The organism is Acidimicrobiales bacterium (assembly GCA_016716005.1).
GTDB lineage: Bacteria > Actinomycetota > Acidimicrobiia > Acidimicrobiales > JADJXE01 > JADJXE01.
Window position 1 is genome coordinate 2000463 of record JADJXE010000001.1, and the last position, 13977, is coordinate 2014439.

Here is a 13977-nt window from a genome sequence, read left to right on the forward strand (position 1 = left end):
CCAGGCGCGCCGGGCGGCAGGTGCAAGGCTCGGCGGTCATGCGTGTGCGCTGGTGGGCCGGCTCGCTGCTCGACCGCTGGCGGGCCGACAACGTCTCGCTGGTCGCAGGGGGGGTGGCCTTCTACAGCCTGTTCTCCTTCCTGCCGGCCACCGTGGTGCTGGCGAGCCTCTACGGGATGCTGGCGGGCTCCGAGCCGGTCTCGTTCCCCGAGACCGGCCCCCTCGCGGCCCTGCCCCCCGACGTGCGCGAGCTGCTCGCCAACCAGCTCGACGCCATCCGGCGGGCGCCGGGCACGGGCCTCACCGTCGCCGCCCTGGTCGGCGTGGTGGTGTCGCTGTGGTCGGCCTCCAGCGCCGTCAAGCAGCTGGTGGTGGCCGTGAACCTGATCGTCACCGGGCAGGAGCGGCGCTCGTTCGTGCGCCTCCGGCTGCTCGGCGCCGGCCTCACCGCCGCCCTGCTGGTGGTGCTCGCGGCGGCCCTCACCCTCACCGCCGTGGTGCCGGTGCTGGTGGCCGGTACCGACCTGCCCCGGTGGGCGGAGGCCCTCATCGACCTCGTCCGGTGGCCGCTGCTGGCGCTCGCCACCATGCTGCTGTTCGCGGTGCTCGCGCGGGTCGGGCCCGAACGGCCACCCGCCGCCTTCCGGCTCGTGACCGCTGGCTCGCTCACGGCTGCGGGCGTGTGGCTGGCCGCGTCGGTCGGGTTCTCGTCGTTCGTCGCCGACTCGGCGCGCTACCGGGCCGCGTACGGCTCGCTGGTCGGCGCGGCAGTGACGCTGGTGTGGTTCTGGTTGTTCGCGGCCGCCCTGCTGGTGGGCACGCAGGTCGACGTGCTGCGGGCCGCTGGCGAGACGGGCAGCCCCAACCCTCGGCACCCAAGCCCTCGGCACCCCAGCCGCTGAGCCGCCTCCGTGCCGCCGCCGGCCCACCCGTGAGCCCGGGGGCCGCGCCGACCTAGGTTGGGCCGCGTGACGGAGCCGGACGGAGCCGGACCCGCTGCCCCGTGGGTGGCGGCCCGCCGGCGGATCCTGCGCGACAGCGCCGGCATCGGCATCGCCACCGGCGCCTACGGGCTCTCGTTCGGGGCGCTGGCCGCCGCCGCCGGGCTGTCGCTGGGCCAGACGTGCACGCTGTCGCTGGCGATGTTCACCGGTGCCTCGCAGTTCGCCCTGGTCGGCGTGCTCGACGGGGGTGGGGCGGCCGCGTCCGCGGCCGCGACGGCCGTGCTGCTCGGCACCCGCAACGCCTTCTACGGGCTGCGCCTGGCGACGCTGCTCGACGTGCGCGGCGCCCGCCGGCTGGCCGCCGCCCAGCTCGTGATCGACGAGTCCACGGCCATGGCCGTCGGCGCCACGGACCGGGCGGCCTCCCGCCTCGGCTTCTGGGCGACCGGCGTGGCGGTGTTCGTGCTGTGGAACCTGGCGACGGTGATCGGGGCCGTGGGCGCCGACGCGCTCACGAACCCGTCGGTCCTCGGCCTCGACGCGGCCGCGGCCGCCGCCTTCCTCGCCCTCCTGGCCCCGCAGCTCCAGGGCCGGACCGTGTGGGCCACCGCCGCAGCCGCGGCGGTGGCCGCGCTGGCCCTCACGCCGATCCTCCCCCCGGGGCTCCCCGTGCTGGCCGCCGCCGGCGTGGCGGCGGTGGCCGGCTGGCGCCCGCCGCCGGGCCTGCCGGCCGGCCGTCGGGGCACACGGTGATCCGGGCGGCCCGCAGGGGCGCGCCGTGATCTGGGCGGCGGTCCTGTCGGGGGCGGCCGGGTGCTTCGCGCTGAAGCTGGCCGGGCTGTCGGTGCCCCGGCGGTGGCTCGACCACCCCCGGATCCAGCGGGTGGCGGTGCTGCTCCCGGTGGCACTGCTCGCGGCCCTGGCCGCCACCCTCACCTTCGCCGACGGGCAGCACCTCACGATCGACGCCCGCGCCGCGGGCGTGGCCGCGGCCGCCGTCGCCATCCGCCTGCGCGCGCCGTTCCTCGCCGTGGTCGCCGTCGCCGCCGCCACGGCCGCACTCGTCCGGCTGGTGTGACGCGGTGGCGGGGGTGGCGTGCGCTGGGCCACGCTGTCGGCACCGCGCCCCGCGGGTGCCGGCCGCCCAGCCGGCCACGAGGGCGCCCGAGGAGGCACGGCCGTGGCCAGGCGAACGTTGCGAACCCCGCTCTGCGACCTGCTGGGCATCGAGTACCCGATCATCTCCGCCGGCATGGGACCCAGCCTCATCGGCGAGAAGACGGGCGCGCCGGTCGAGCTGGTCGTCGCCGTGTCCGAGGCGGGCGGCCTCGGTGTGCTGGGCGGTGCCGGCTACACGGTGGAGGAGCTGCGCGACGCCATCCACGAGATCCGCTCGCGCACCGACAAGCCCTTCGGGGTCGACCTGCTGCTGCCCGCCCAACAGGTCGCCGCCGGCGACCAGCCCTACGACGGGCCGCAGCGGACGCCGCTGCGCGACGTGCTGAACTTCGTGCCCGACGAGCACCGTGCCTGGCTCCTCCGGGTCAAGGACGAGCTCGGCCTGCCCGACACCGAGGCCACGATCGCGTCCGGCACCACCACCTCGCGCCCGCACGCGGCGGTGCAGGCGTGCCTGGAGGAGCAGGTCCCCCTGTTCTGCGCAGGGCTGGGCAACCCGGGGTTCATGGTGCAGGCGGCCCACGAGGCCGGCACCAAGGTGCTCGGCATCGCCGGCAACGCCCGCAACGCCGGCCGCATCGCGCAGTCCGGCGCCGATCTGGTGGTGGCCCAGGGCCACGAGGCCGGTGGGCACACCGGCAACGTGGGGTCGATGGCGCTCTGGCCGCAGGCCATCGACGCGGCCGCTCCGACGCCGGTGCTCGCCGCCGGGGGCGTCGGCGACGGCCGAGGCGTGGCCGCCGCGCTGGCCATGGGCTGCGTGGGCGTGTGGGTCGGCACCCGATTCCTGGCCTCGGTGGAGGGCGGCGCCCTGCCGATCCAGAAGGAGGCCATCGTGGCGGCCGGCGACGAGGACACGCGCCGCACGAAGATCTACACGGGCAAGACCTCGCGGGCCACCTACAACAAGTTCCACGACCTCTGGGACGAGTCGGGGCTGGATCCACTCCCCTTCCCGCTCCAGGTCCTGCTCGCCTCGGCCGTGGTCGACATGCTCAACAGCGCGGGCAAGAGCGAGTACGTGGGGCCGTTCGCCGGTCAGGTCTCGGGCCTGATCCACGAGATCAAGCCGGCGGCCGAGATCGTGGAGGAGATGGTCGAGGAGGCGGTCGACATCCTCACCCGGAGGCTTCCCGCCACCGTCCACGCCGGCTGACCGCCCGACAACCCGGCGGGGCCGTTCTCTGGCATCTGGACCACCGCAGGGGTGGTCCACCGGCCGCAGAACGACGACGCTGTCGCCGTGACCACCCCGATCAGCGGCCGGTGCGACACGGCCTTCTCGGCCGTGCGCGAGGCGTTCGCGGGCAACTTCGCCGAGCGGGGCGAGGTGGGCGGCGCGGTGTGCGTCGTGGTCGACGGCGAGCCGGTCGTCGACCTCGTCGGCGGCTGGACCGGCCAGGACCGGGTGCGACCCTGGCAGCCCGACACGCTCGTCAACGTCTACTCGGTCGGGAAGGCCCTCGTCGCCCTCCTCGCCCTGCAGGTGGTCGACGCGGGCGTCGTCGGCCTCGACGACCCGATCGCGTCGGCGTGGCCCGAGTTCGGCGACGGTGGCAAGCGGGCCGCCACCGTGCGCCATGCGCTGTGCCACCGGGCCGGGGTGCCCGCGATCCGCGAGCCGCTGACGAACGAGGACCTGTGGGACTGGGAGCGCATGACGGCCGCGCTCGCCGCCACCGAGGCCTGGTGGGAGCCCGGGACGCGCCACGCCTACCACACCAACACGTACGGGCACCTGGTCGGCGAGATCGTCCGGCGCACGACCGGGGAGATGCCCGGCGCCCGCTTGCGGGCCGTGGCGGAACCGCTCGGCGCCGACGTGTGGTGGGGCGTCCCCGAGGCCGAGCAGCACCGGTGCGCAGACGTGATCTGGGCCCCGGAGCGCCGGCTGGGCGACGTCGACCTCGCCGGCCTTTCCGGCGAGGCGCTGAATGGTGGCCCTCGGGTACCTCAACCCTCCCGGCTACTCCTCGGAGGGGGTCGTCAACTCGGCCGAGTGGCGGGGCGCCCAGGTGCCGTCGACCAACGGGCACGGGACTGCAGCCGGGATCGCCCGGATCTACGCCGCGCTGATCGAACCCGGTCGCCTGCTGTCGCCCGGGCTGCTGGCAGAAGCCACCCGCGCGCAGTCCGAGGGCTACTGCCCCGTCCTCGGCGAGGAGGCCACGTTCGGCCTGGGCTTCAAGCCCACCGTGTCGCGCCGTCCGTTCGGCCCGAACCCGAGGAGCTTCGGGCACTTCGGCACCGGTGGTTCGGTGGGGTTCGCCGATCCCGATGCGGGCGTCGCCTTCGGCTACGTGATGAACCACGTCGTCCCGAGATGGCAGAGCACCCGCAACCGGGCGCTCATCGACGCCGTCTACCGGTCGCTCTGACGGCGCTCCCGTCGGCGGTCGAGCGGGGCGACCTCTCGCATGAGGACGGACTCCGCGTCGGCGCCGAGGCGATCCGCGTCGGAGCGGGGACGCGGTCGCCCCGGTCGCGCCGTGACGGTCGGTGCGTCAGCTGCTGAGGGCCTCGAACACCTCGTAGACCATCCAGGCCGGCCAGAAGAGCCCCTGGAAGATCGCGAAGACGTACCCCCAGAAGGTGTCCGCCTGCTGCCAGAACCACACCCAGGCCCCGAAGATGCCCAGGGCGTAGATCGCACCTCCGCCGGCGGCCCCGGCGCTGCTGTCGGCCATCGTCAGGTACCTCCCCCACGACGACTCCGCCGGGCTGGCTGCGTCGCGGACAGAGCAGGAGTCTCGGCCGCTTTCGTTCTCCGAGCAAGGAACGGACGGCCGCAGCCCCAGCAGGTGAGGGCGCGCGTCAGGTGCTCCGGCTGGCATCGGCCGCTCCAGACGCGAAGAACCCCCCGCTGAGCAGGGGGTTCGTGGTGGGCGAGGGGGGACTTGAACCCCCACATCCTTTCGGACACAGGAACCTGAATCCTGCGCGTCTGCCAATTCCGCCACTCGCCCGAGCAGCAGCCGGAAAGGGTAGCGCGTCGCGCCACGACCGCCGAAGGTTGACCAGTCGACCACCGTGAGGGTGGTGAGCCGGGCGGAGAACGGGGCGGGCGACCCGCACCAGCCGGGCTCACGAACCGAGCTCGCGGGCCTCCAGGTCGGCCAGGCGGTCGAGCAGGTCGCCCACCAGGGCCGACCGGGCCCCACCGCCGTAGGCCAGGTTCACCAGCTCAGGGCGGTCGTCGAGCACGTCGTAGGCCTCGAGCTCCTGGCGGTGCATCGGCGCGCGCTCGTCGCCCGCCTCGAAGTAGCGGGCCAGCTTGGTCGAGCCCTGCACCACCCCCCGCAGGAAGCCCCGGGCGTGGTCACCGGGCTTCCCCAGGGTGGAGCGGGCGTCGTACGTCAGGAGCACCGCGTCGCGCACCGAGGTGACCGGGTCGCGCAGCACGGGCGACAGGTCGACGCCGGGCAGGCCGTGCCGGGCGGCCGCCTCGGGCGCCCCGACCAGCGAGAGCACCGTGGGCGCCACGTCGACGAGCGAGGCCATGGCCTCGGTCTCCCAGCCCGCCGGCGTCACCCCCGGCCAGCGCACCACGAGCGGCACGTTGGCGTTCTCCTCGTAGATCACGGGGCCCTTGCCCCGCAGCTGGTGGGCCCCGGCCAGCTCGCCGTGGTCGGAGGTGAGGATCACCACCGTGTCGTCGGCCAGGCCGGTCTCGTCGAGGACGTCGAGCACCGAGCCCAGGTGACGGTCGCTCTCGTGGTGCAGGTCGACGTAGTCGTTCACGAACCCGTGCCACCGCAACCGCCCGACCGGGGTGCGGCCCACGAACCCACCCACCACGTGGCCGAGCGAGCGGAACGCCCGCTGGACGGTGGGCTTGGTCGAGAGGTCGTCGCCGAAGCTCGGCGGCAGGGCCGGCCGGTAGTCGTGCAGCCCCAGGCGAGGGGCCCGGGGGCTGAACATGATGTCGTGGGGGTTCACGATGGAGACGGCCAGGAACCAGGGCCGGTCCCGGGGCGCCTTCTCGCGGAGCCAGCGGGCCGCCTGCGAGGCCGTCTGGCCGTCGTAGAACCGCCCCTCGTAGGGGCGGCCGTGGCGGTCGGGGCCGGTCCAGTCGGCGAACCCGTACGGCTCGAGCGAGTCACGCAGGTCGGGCCCCCGACTCAGGTGCCACTTGCCCAGGTACGCGGCGTGGCACCCGGCCCGGTCGAGCATGGTGCCGAGCGTCGGCACCGCCGGGTCGAGCGACGCCTGCCACGGCAGGTCGACGTTGTCGCCCATCCCCACCGTGGGGGCGTGGTGCCCGGTGAAGATCGTGGCCCGGCTGGGTGTGCACAACGACGCCGCCGAGTAGCACCGACGGAAGGTGAGGCCCTCGGCGGCCAGGCGCTCGCGGGTCGCGAAGCGCACGTCGTCGGGGAACCAGGCCCGGCGACGCTCCTGGTCGGTGAGGAGCAGCAGCACGTTGGGGGCGCGGGCCACCAGCCCCACCGTACGACCAGAGGCCGGGCGGCGTGCCCGGGAGCCCCGACACCCCCCTTGTATCCTCGCCCCGTGGGGCTGAAGGGCTTCGAGCGGCGCCTCGAGCGTATGGTCGAAGGCGTGTTCGCACGCGCCTTCCGCAGCGAGCTCCGCCCGGTCGAGCTGGGCCGCCGGCTCGTGCGCGAGATGGACGAGAACCGCTCGGTCGACGTGAAGGGCCGCACCATCGTCCCCAACGCCTTCACGATCGGCCTCAGCCAGGCCGACCACGAGCACTTCGCCGAGATCGAGGAGCTCCTCACCCGGGAGCTGTGCGAAGCGGCGCGGGCCTACGCCCGCGACGAGGGCTACTCGTTCCTGGGGCCGGTCGAGGTGTCGCTGGTCGTCGACCCCAAGCTGCGGGCCGGTGCGTTCGACGTCGGCAGCCGCCTGAAGGAGGGCGAGGGCGGCGCCGGCGCCGGCTCGATGGTGATGCCCACCGGCGAGCGCGTCCGGCTGGGCGACCAGGTCTGCACCATCGGCCGCCTTCCCGAGTCGACGGTCGTGCTCACCGACCCGGGCGTGAGCCGCCGGCACGCCGAGATCCGGCCCGCCGGCGACGGCTACGTCGTGGTCGACCTCGGCTCCACCAACGGCACCCGCGTGAACGGGGTGATCGTCGCCGAGCACCGCCTGGGCGACGGCGACGAGGTCACGGTGGGCACCACCCGGATGCGCTTCGAGGCGTCGTAGGGCGGCGGGTTGCCCGAGAGCCTGCTCGACCTCCTCACCATCTGCCTGCTCGGCCTGCTCTACCTGTTCTTCTTCCGCGTGATCCGGGCGGTGTGGGCCGAGCTCCGCCCGCCCGCGCCCCGGGCCGAGGCCGGGCCCGGGCCCGCCCCCGCCGCAGGCACGGCGGCCGGTGGCCACAAGGGGCGTCGCGGCGGCCCGACCCACCTGGTCGTCGTCGAACCCAAGGACGACCGGGGCCGCAGCTGGGAGCTCGCCGACGAGCTCACCGTCGGCCGCGCCGGCGGCTGCGCCATCGCCATCGACGACAGCTTCGTGTCGCAGCTGCACGCCCGGGTCTTCCGCCGCGACGGCCGGCTCTTCGTGGAAGACCTCGGCTCCACCAACGGCACCTTCCTCAACCGCGACCGGGTCGCGGGGCCCGCGGCCATGAGCAAGGGCGACCGGCTCCGGGTCGGCGGCACGGTGCTGGAGGTGCGGTGACCACCCCGGCCCTGCGATCCGGCGCCGCCTGCCACGTGGGCCGGGTGCGAGCCGTCAACCAGGACGGCGCCCTCACCGCCGAGCGGCTGTTCGCGGTGGCCGACGGGATGGGCGGCCACGCCGCCGGCGAGGTGGCCTCGCAGACCGCCCTGCAGGTGTTGGCCGCCGGCTTCGACGAGCCCACCGCCGGTCGCTTCCTCGACGGGGTCGAGGCCGCCAACCGGGCCGTCTACGAGAAGGCCCTCGCCGACCCCGAGTTGGCAGGCATGGGCACCACCCTCGTGGCCGTCGCCCTCGTCGACGGCGCGGGGGGCGCCGGCCCGCACCTGGTGCTGGCCAACATCGGCGACTCGCGGGCCTACCTCCTCGAGCGCGACGGCAGCCTGGGCAGGCTCACGGTCGACCACAGCCTCGTCGAGGAGATGGTGCACGACGGCAGGCTCACGGCCGACGAGGCCCGCGTCCACCCGCACCGCAACATCCTCACCCGCGCCCTCGGCATCGACCCCGACGTGCCCATCGACGTGTGGGAGCTCACCGCCCACACCGGCGACCGCTACCTGCTGTGCAGCGACGGCCTCTTCAACGAGCTCGACGACGACCGCATCGCCGCCACCCTGCGCCGCCTGGCCGAACCCACGGAGGCGGCCGACGAGCTGGTCCGCCTGGCCAACGCGGCCGGCGGGCGCGACAACATCACCGCCGTCGTCGTCGACGTGGTGCACGCCGACGAGGCCGACGACCGCCCGCGCACCCTGTCGGCCGCGGTCATCGGCGGCTCCCCGGCCACCCGGGTGCAGCGCCGGGCCGAGCACGAGGCCGAGGGCGACGACCACACCACCGCGGCCGACGTCGTGACCCTCGACGCCGACGCCGACGCGACCGACACCGACGCGACCGACACCGCCGGGGCCGAGGCCGCCAGGCCCGAGGCCGCACCCGCCGACGGCCGAGCTGCCGGCGACGAGCCCGCCGCCCACCAGCAGCGGCGCGCGGCGGCGCGCCCGGCCGCACCCCGCCGGGTCACCTGGCGCAGCGTGGCGTTCACCGTGCTCTTCCTGGGCGTGCTCGGGCTCGGCGCGGGCGCCGTCTGGTGGTACGCCCGCGGCACGTACTACGTGGCGTTCCGCGACGACGAGGTCGTGATCTTCCGGGGGCGGTCCGACAACGTGCTGTGGTTCAACTCCACGGTCGAGGAGGTCACCGACCTCTCCCGGAGCGACGTGCCGCCCCGCTTCCTCGCCGACCTCGACGCCGGAAAGCAGCAGTCCACCCTCGAGGACGCCCGCCGCTACGTGGCCCGGATCTCCCTCGAGGCCGACCGCCTCGAGGACGCCCGCTCCGCGCTCACCCCCACCACAGCCACCACCGCGCCGTCCACCACCGCGCGACCTACCACCACGACGCCCACGACCACGGCCGGGGCGCCGGCCCCACCGGGCACCGCCGCGCCCTGATGGCCCGCCGACGCACCGAGCTGGGGCTCCTGCTCCTCGTGTTCGTGATCGTGGCCGGCGCCTACGTGCTCACCGCCCTCGGCCGCACCGCCGACGTCCCGGCCGACATCGGCCCCTTCCTCGGCGTGGTGCTCGCCCTGCTCCTCGCCGCCCACCTGGCCACCCGCGTGTTCGCGCCGGGCGCCAACCCCGTCCTGCTCCCCATCGCGGCGCTGCTCAACGGCCTGGGCTACGTGATGATCGCCCGCCTCGACCCCGACCTGGCCGGCCTCCAGGCCACGTGGACCGCGGTGGCCATCGCCGCCTACGTGGGCACCCTCGCGCTGGTGACGCGCACCCGCGACCTGCAGCGGTACCGCTGGACGTTCGCCCTGGTGGGCCTGGTGCTGCTGCTCCTCCCGCTGGTGCCCGGCATCGGCCGCGAGATCAACGGCTCGCGCATCTGGGTGAGCATCGGCCCGGTCAACTTCCAGCCCGGCGAGTTCGCCAAGATCGCTCTGGCCCTGTTCTTCGCGGCCTACCTGGTGGAGCGGCGCGAGCTGCTGGCGGTCCCGTTGCGGCGGATCGGGCCGATCGGCATCCCCGACCCCCGCCACCTCGGGCCGGTGCTGGCCGCCTGGATCATGTCGATGGTGGTGATGACCGCCGAGCGCGACCTGGGCTCGTCGCTGCTCTTCTTCGCCCTGTTCGTGGTGCTGGTGTGGGTGGCCACGGGGCGGGCGGCCTGGCTGGCCGTGGGAGGCGCGCTGTTCGCGGCCGGCGCCTGGTTCGCGTGGCGCCAGTTCGGCCACGTCCAGGACCGTGTCGACATCTGGCTCGACCCCTGGGAGGACCCCAGCGGCCGGGGGTTCCAGCTGGTGCAGACCATCTTCGCCCTGGCGTGGGGCGGGGTGACCGGCGCCGGCCTGGGGCTGGGCGACCCGGGTCGCATCCCCGCGGCCGAGACCGACTTCATCTTCGCGGTGATCGGCGAGGAGCTCGGGCTGCTCGGGGCGGCGGCCGTGCTCGCCGCCTTCCTGCTGCTCATCGGCACCGGCCTGCGCACCGCCCTCCAGGCCGACCCGCCCTTCGAGAAGCTGCTCGCCACCGGCCTCACCACGATCCTCGGACTGCAGGCCTTCATCATCATCGGTGGGGTGATCCGGGTGGTGCCCCTGACCGGCGTCACGCTGCCCTTCGTGTCCTACGGCGGCTCCTCCCTGGTGGCCAACTACGTGCTCCTCGCACTGCTCGTGCGGATCTCCGACGAGAACGCCCGTCGGGCCGGTGAGGTGCCGCCCACCCGCCGCCAGGCTCGGCGGGCGACGCAGGCCGGAGCCGGAGCCGGAGCCGCGACGTGAACCGCCAGATCCGCCGGCTGGGGATCGCCCTGATGGTCTGCTACGCGGTGCTGTTCGTCCAGCTCAACTGGGTGCAGGTGCTGCGGGCCGACGACTACCTGGCCAACCCGGCCAACACACGCCCGATCGTCGACGCCTTCAGCCGGCCGCGCGGCAGCATCCAGACGGCCGACGGCGTGATCGTGGCGGAGTCGGTGGAGGTCGACGGCCGCTTCCAGTACCTGCGCACCTACCCGCAGGGGCCGCTCTTCTCCCAGGTGACGGGCTGGTTCTCGTTCACCTACGGCGCCGACGGGGCCGAGGCCAGCTACAACCAGGAGCTCTCGGGCGAAGCGGTGCAGAGCCGGGGCTGGGCCGACCTGTTCCTGGAGCGCACCCGGCGCGAAGACCTCACGCTCAGCGTGCGGGCCGACGTGCAGCAGGCGGCCGCCGCCGCGCTGGGCGAGCGTCAGGGCTCGGTGGTGGCCCTCGACCCCCGCACCGGCGCGGTGCTCGCCCTGTGGAGCTGGCCCACCTACGACCCGAACCTGCTGTCGTCGCACGATCTCGAGGCGGTGCAGCAGGCGCGCGACCTGTTGCTGGCCGACCCGGCCAAGCCGCTGCTGCCCAAGACGTACCGCGAGCGCTACTTCCCCGGTTCCACCTTCAAGGTCGTGACCGCGGCGGCCGGGCTCGAGAGCGGCGAGGTCACGCCCACGTCGCCCAGCTACCCGGTCACGCGCGAGTACACCCCGCCCCTCACCACCACGCCGATCCGCAACTTCGGGGGCAGCGCGTGCGGGGGCACCCTCTTCACGATCCTGGCGGTGTCGTGCAACACCGCGTTCGCCCAGATGGGCGTCGACCTGGGCGCCGAGGTGATGGTGGAGCGGGCGCGGGCCTTCGGGTTCGACGCCGCGCCCCCGCTCGACCTTCCGGTGCCGGCCCGCTCGGCCTACCCGTCGGTCGCCTTCTTCGACGAGAACGACCCGGCCCTGGCCCAGTCGGCCATCGGGCAGAACGACGTGGCCGCCACCCCGCTGCAGATGGCGCTGGTGGCCGCAGCGGTCGCGAACGAGGGCGTGGTGATGACGCCCCACGTGGGGCTCGACCTGCGCGACGACGAGGGCCGGCTGGTGGGCCGCATCGCCCCCGGCACCTGGCGCCGGGCCCTGTCGAGCGAGCACGCGGCCACGCTGCGCGACGCCATGGTCGGCGTGGTCGACAACGGCACCGCCGGCGGGCTGGCGATCCCCGGCGTCACCGTCGCCGGCAAGACGGGCACGGCCCAGCTGGGCACCGAGCCGCCGGCCTCGCACGCCTGGGTCGTCGCGTTCGCTCCGGCCGAGGCCCCGCGCGTGGCCGTCGCGGTGATCGTCGAGGGCCTGCCGGGGGCCAGCGAGCAGACGGGCGGCCGGGTGGCGGCGCCCATCGCCCGCGCCGTGCTGGAGGTGGCCCTGGCCGCCCCGGACCCCCTGGGCCGCGGCGGGTGACCCGGGACCCGTGTGGGCGGGCCGTATCCTTGGCGGGTCACGCCCGCTCCCGACAAAGGCTCCGATGACCCAGACGGGGATCGTCTTCAACGACCGGTACCAGGTCACCCGCCAGCTCGGCCGCGGTGGCATGGCCGACGTCTACCTGGCCCACGACCAGCTGCTCGAGCGTCCGGTGGCGGTGAAGGTGCTGTTCCCCGAGTACGCGGCCGACCCGGCTTTCGTCGAGCGGTTCCGTCGCGAGGCCCAGGCCGCGGCGAACCTCAACCACCCGAACATCGTGGGCGTCTACGACTGGGGCCAGCAGGGCGGGACCTACTTCATCGTGATGGAGTACGTCGACGGGCGCAGCCTGGCCGACATCCTCCGCGCCGACGGCCCGCTGCCGCCCAACACCTGCGCTGACATCGCCGACCAGGTGGCCGCGGCCCTGGGCTTCGCCCACCGCAACGGCGTGGTGCACCGCGACGTGAAGCCCGGCAACGCGCTCATCACGCCGGCCGGCCACGTGAAGGTCGCCGACTTCGGCATCGCCCGGGCGCTCAACGCCGGCGACGACGGCCTCACCCGGGCCGGCCTGGTCATGGGCACCGCCACGTACTTCTCGCCCGAGCAGGCCCAGGGGCTCGCCGTCGACCAGAGGAGCGACCTCTACTCGCTCGGCGTGGTGATGTACGAGTGCCTCACCGGCTACCCGCCGTTCGCCGGCGACACGGCCGTGGCCATCGCCTACCAGCACGTGCAGCAGCCGCCCGTGCCCCTCCGCCAGGTCGACGTGTCGGTGCCCCCGGGCCTCGAGGCGGTCGTCCTCAAGCTGCTGGCCAAGAACCCCGTCGACCGCTACGCCACCGCCGACGACCTCCGCGGCGACCTCAAGCGCTTCCGCGAGGGTCGGGCCGTGCTCGCCGACCCGGCCCTCACGCCCGGCGGCGCCACCGGCGCCCACGCCATCGACCCCACGGTGGCACTGGGTGCCACCCGGGCCGTCGGCGCGGTGCCCGACCCCACCCAGGTCGCCCCGCCCGGCGGCACCGGCGCGTACCCGCCCACCGGCGGCTACGGGGAGCCGAGGAGGCGCCGCAGCACGGCCGCCTTCGTGATGGTGCTCCTGGTCCTGCTCGCCGCGCTGGTCGCGGTGCTGGTCGCCCTGTCGCGCACGCTCGGCGGCGACAGCACCGTGCAGGTCACCGTGCCCAACGTCGTCAACCAGCCCGCCGACGCGGCCCGCGCCTCGCTCGAGGCCGCCGGCTTCCGGGTGCGCACCGAGTCGGGCGAGAGCGACGCGGTCGAGCCCGGGCTCGTCTTCGAGCAGGACCCTGCGGGCAACACCGACGCCGACGAGGGCTCCGAGGTGGTCATCCGGGTCAACCAGGGGCCCGCCCCGGTGCAGGTCGAGAGCTACGTGGGCCTCACCGAGGAGGACGCGGTGGCGCGCATCGAGGTGGCCGGGCTGGTGGCCGACGTGACCCGCGAGCCGTCCGACCAGGTGCCGAGCGGCCAGGTCATCCGCCAGGATCCCGAGGCCGGCCAGGAGGTGGCGGCGAACGGCTCGGTGCGGATCGTGGTGTCGACCGGCGCGGACCTGGTGGTGGTGCCCAACCTCGAGGGCCGCGGCGCCGACGCCGCCCGCCAGGCCCTGCAGGGCGACGGGTTCATCGTCGACGAGCTCACCCAGGCGTCCGACGTGGTGCCAGCGGGCCGGGTGATCGGCACCGACCCCTCGGCCGGCACCGAGCTCTCGCCGGGGGCGGTGGTGACGCTGATCGTGTCGGGCGGACCGGCCGAGACCACGACCACCACCGAGTCGACCACCACCACCTCGACCACCACCACGACGCTGCCGCCCCCCACCGCCACCGTGCCGCCCACCATCACCATCACCCCCCCGAGCATCTCCCTGCCCGACCTGGGCACGTCGACGCCCTAGCGTCGG

At 74.7% G+C, this 13977-nt stretch carries 12 protein-coding genes, 1 tRNA gene and 1 pseudogene; 11 read left to right on the forward strand and 3 right to left on the reverse strand.

All coding sequences use genetic code 11. From position 1 onward, the window contains the following. Window positions 1-38: 38 nt before the first annotated feature. From IPM45_09810 to IPM45_09830, 5 genes and pseudogenes are all read left to right on the forward strand, one after another. Window positions 39-902, forward strand: a complete 864-nt coding sequence (locus IPM45_09810) for a YihY/virulence factor BrkB family protein (GenBank protein ID MBK9179844.1) — start codon at window positions 39-41, stop codon at window positions 900-902. Window positions 903-1007: 105 nt separating this feature from the next. Then, entirely contained in the window at window positions 1008-1697 is a 690-nt protein-coding gene (locus IPM45_09815) for an AzlC family ABC transporter permease (GenBank protein ID MBK9179845.1), read from the forward strand. Between the two features lie 25 nt (window positions 1698-1722). Further along, window positions 1723-2022, forward strand: coding sequence for an AzlD domain-containing protein (locus IPM45_09820; GenBank protein MBK9179846.1), 300 nt, complete (start codon window positions 1723-1725; stop codon window positions 2020-2022). Window positions 2023-2124: 102 nt separating this feature from the next. Next, window positions 2125-3279, forward strand: a complete 1155-nt coding sequence (locus tag IPM45_09825) for a nitronate monooxygenase (protein ID MBK9179847.1) — start codon at window positions 2125-2127, stop codon at window positions 3277-3279. A 51-nt stretch (window positions 3280-3330) separates the two neighbouring features. Further along, a pseudogene (locus tag IPM45_09830) lies at window positions 3331-4501 on the forward strand (beta-lactamase family protein). Between the two features lie 126 nt (window positions 4502-4627). Here IPM45_09830 and IPM45_09835 read toward each other — a convergent pair. The 3 genes from IPM45_09835 to IPM45_09845 all read right to left on the reverse strand — a co-directional run bounded on the left by IPM45_09835 (window position 4628) and on the right by IPM45_09845 (window position 6563). Beyond that, complete coding sequence (locus IPM45_09835; protein MBK9179848.1) at window positions 4628-4810, reverse strand: hypothetical protein; 183 nt, start codon at window positions 4808-4810, stop codon at window positions 4628-4630. 192 nt (window positions 4811-5002) lie between these two features. Then, window positions 5003-5089, reverse strand: a tRNA-Leu gene (locus IPM45_09840). 118 nt (window positions 5090-5207) lie between these two features. Beyond that, a complete protein-coding gene (locus IPM45_09845; GenBank protein MBK9179849.1) occupies window positions 5208-6563 on the reverse strand; it encodes a sulfatase-like hydrolase/transferase in 1356 nt (451 codons plus the stop codon). Window positions 6564-6635: 72 nt separating this feature from the next. Here IPM45_09845 and IPM45_09850 point away from each other — a divergent pair, with 72 nt between their 5' ends. From IPM45_09850 to pknB, 6 genes are all read left to right on the forward strand, one after another. Then, the gene (locus IPM45_09850; protein MBK9179850.1) at window positions 6636-7295 is read left to right on the forward strand and encodes an FHA domain-containing protein; all 660 of its coding nucleotides are present in this window, start codon (window positions 6636-6638) and stop codon (window positions 7293-7295) included. Between the two features lie 9 nt (window positions 7296-7304). After that, window positions 7305-7775: an FHA domain-containing protein gene (locus IPM45_09855; GenBank protein MBK9179851.1), complete on the forward strand. Its 471-nt coding sequence runs from the start codon at window positions 7305-7307 to the stop codon at window positions 7773-7775. Beyond that, a complete protein-coding gene (locus tag IPM45_09860) occupies window positions 7772-9232 on the forward strand; it encodes a Stp1/IreP family PP2C-type Ser/Thr phosphatase (GenBank protein ID MBK9179852.1) in 1461 nt (486 codons plus the stop codon). The genes IPM45_09855 and IPM45_09860 overlap by 4 nt, the downstream gene beginning before the upstream one ends. Continuing rightward, a complete protein-coding gene (locus IPM45_09865; GenBank protein MBK9179853.1) occupies window positions 9232-10572 on the forward strand; it encodes an FtsW/RodA/SpoVE family cell cycle protein in 1341 nt (446 codons plus the stop codon). Before IPM45_09860 ends, IPM45_09865 begins: the two co-directional genes overlap by 1 nt. After that, entirely contained in the window at window positions 10569-12044 is a 1476-nt protein-coding gene (locus IPM45_09870; GenBank protein MBK9179854.1) for a penicillin-binding protein 2, read from the forward strand. The genes IPM45_09865 and IPM45_09870 overlap by 4 nt, the downstream gene beginning before the upstream one ends. Window positions 12045-12108: 64 nt before the next feature. Then, entirely contained in the window at window positions 12109-13971 is a 1863-nt protein-coding gene (gene pknB / locus IPM45_09875) for a Stk1 family PASTA domain-containing Ser/Thr kinase (protein ID MBK9179855.1), read from the forward strand. The last annotated feature ends 6 nt before the right edge of the window (window positions 13972-13977 follow it).